Annotated in this window: 3 protein-coding genes; all 3 read right to left on the reverse strand. The window is 75.1% G+C overall.

The window, feature by feature from the left end; all coding sequences use genetic code 11:
• Positions 1-1,084 (reverse strand): efflux RND transporter periplasmic adaptor subunit (locus VFM98_RS00890; protein ID WP_325107998.1); only part of this gene is annotated, 1,084 nt, incomplete at its 3' end.
• Entirely contained in the window at positions 1,081-1,620 is a 540-nt protein-coding gene (locus VFM98_RS00895; protein ID WP_325107999.1) for a hypothetical protein, read from the reverse strand. The genes VFM98_RS00895 and VFM98_RS00890, both read right to left, overlap by 4 nt.
• A partial coding sequence (locus VFM98_RS00900) for a TolC family protein (RefSeq protein WP_325108000.1) occupies positions 1,617-2,063 on the reverse strand: 447 nt, incomplete at its 5' end. The genes VFM98_RS00900 and VFM98_RS00895, both read right to left, overlap by 4 nt.

The raw sequence follows: 2,063 nt of genomic DNA on the forward strand, positions 1-2,063 counted from the left end.
CACCGGGCTGCAGCCCGTCGACCACCGACACCGTGGCGCCATCGAGCGGCACCACGCGCACCGTGCGCGGCACGAACACCTCGGGCGCCGCGTGCACCCACACGCTGTCCTGGTTGCTCGGGTTCCGCACGATGGCGGCGCTGGGCAGGGCGACGCCCTGCACCGTCTTGCGGGTCTGCACGACCACCTTCACCGGCTGGTTCACCGCCAGCGGCAGCGCGCCCTGGCCGGCGGTGTGGAACAGCAGCGGGGTTGCGCCTTCGCGCTGCGCCCGGCCGGCGCCGGTGAAGCGCAGCGGCACGCCCAGGCCCGGCGCGGGGCTGGCGCTGGCACTGGCGATGCCGTCGCCCAGCAGCGCCATGTCGAAGGCCAGCGCCTCCACCACCAGGCGCGCCGGATCGACGATCTCGAACAGGACTTCGCGCGCCTCCACCACCTGGCCGGCGACCACGTTGGCGGCGGAGATCACGCCGGCGATCGGCGCCACCAGCGTCTCGGTGGCGGCCACGCCCCGGTGGAGCGCGGCGAGGCGCTGCTTCAGGCCCTCGACGTCGCCGCGGGCAGCGTCGATGTCCTTCTGCGGCACCGTGCCTTCCAGTTGCGCGAGCCGCGCGGCGCGGCGTTCGGCCTGCACCAGTTGCGCGGCGAGGTCCGCGGCCTGGGCCTGCTGGTTGGCGCGCTCGATCGCCGCCACCGAGGAGCGCACCACCGCCAGCACCTGGCCCTTGCGCACGGCCTGGCCCAGGTGCGGCAGGCCGCCGCCCACCGTCTCGATGCGGCCGGCTTGCGTGGTCTGCACCCGGCCGCCGGCGTTGGCGTCCATCAGCACGCGGCCGGTGAGCTCCACGGTGCGCGGCAGCGGTTTCGCTTCCGCCGGCTGGGTGCGCAGCGCGAGCTGGCGCTGCGAAGGCTTGGGCAGGAACACGCTGCCATCGGGCTGGCGCTTCGGTGCATTGCCGGGCGCAGCCGCGGCGTGGTCGCCGTGCTCGTGGCCGTGGCCGTGGTCGTGGCCCTCGCCGGCCGCGGCGGGCAGGGCCAGCAGGGCGCCGGCGAGGAGCAGGAGGGTCGGAATGTTCGTCTTCATGCTGCGCTCCCCGTGCGGCGCCGGCCCAGGATCACCGCCGCCAGTGCGATGGCCGCCGCGGCGGCCGCTGCCGGCAGCGCCCACTGCGGCAGGGTGCGGGAGGCCGGCTCGGCGCCGTGGGCCTCCTCGACGTGAAGGTCCAGCTCGCCGGCGAGCAGGTCCATGTCGCTGCCGGCCGTGACGGTGAAGGCGAAGGGCAGTTCGCCCTCGCGCTTGAGCGCGTCGACCGCGATGCGGTAGGTGCCGTCCGCCTGCGGCTCGGCCACGCCCTTGTGCGGGCCCGCCTCGTACTCGATGCGGGCGCCCGCCACCGGTTCGTTGCTGGCGAAGCGGTCCAGGTAGACCGTCATCACGCCGTGTTCGACGATGCCGACCAGTTCGAACAGGTCGGACTGCGCATTCAGGCGCGGGCTGGCCGGGCCGGTGGCGGCCGGCGTGTCGTGGTCATGGCCGTGGTCGTGGCCGTCCTGCGCGCGGGCGGCCGGCAGGGCCCCGGCGAGCGCCAGGGCCAGGATCAGGGTGGGAAGATTCTTCATGGGAGGATTCCGTGGGCCTGGTTCAGGCGGGCGATGGCGCGGCGCGTCTCCAGCGTGGCGCGCGCATGGGCGAGTTCGGCTTCGAAGCGTTCGGTGTCGGCGCGCAGCCGGGTGGGCAGGTCGCTTTCGCCGAGCTGCCAGGACTTGGCGATCAGTGCCTGCACTTCGCGGGCGTCGCGTTCGCGCTCGCCGGCCAGCGTTTCGGCGCGGCGCGCGGCTTGCAGTTCGGCGCGGGCGGATTCGAGCTCGGCGCGGGCGCTGCGCTCGGTGGCGTCCAGTTCGGCCTGCGCCGCCTCGAGTTCCGCCCGGGCGGCGGCGAGGCGGGCGCCGTTGCGGACCTCGCCGCCCAGCGGCACGCGCACCGCCAGCCGCAGCGAGGTTTCGTTGGCCGCGCCGAAGGCGGCGCGTTCGTGCACGACGCCCACGCCCAGCTCGATCGGATC

The sequence above is a fragment of the Ramlibacter sp. genome (genome assembly GCF_035706265.1).
Taxonomy (GTDB): Bacteria; Pseudomonadota; Gammaproteobacteria; order Burkholderiales; family Burkholderiaceae_C; genus Ramlibacter.

Bases quoted from the DNA above. Each gene is read 5' to 3' on its own strand.
- VFM98_RS00895 (WP_325107999.1), bottom strand. From the start codon at position 1,620: ATGAAGAATCTTCCCACCCTGATCCTGGCCCTGGCGCTCGCCGGGGCC.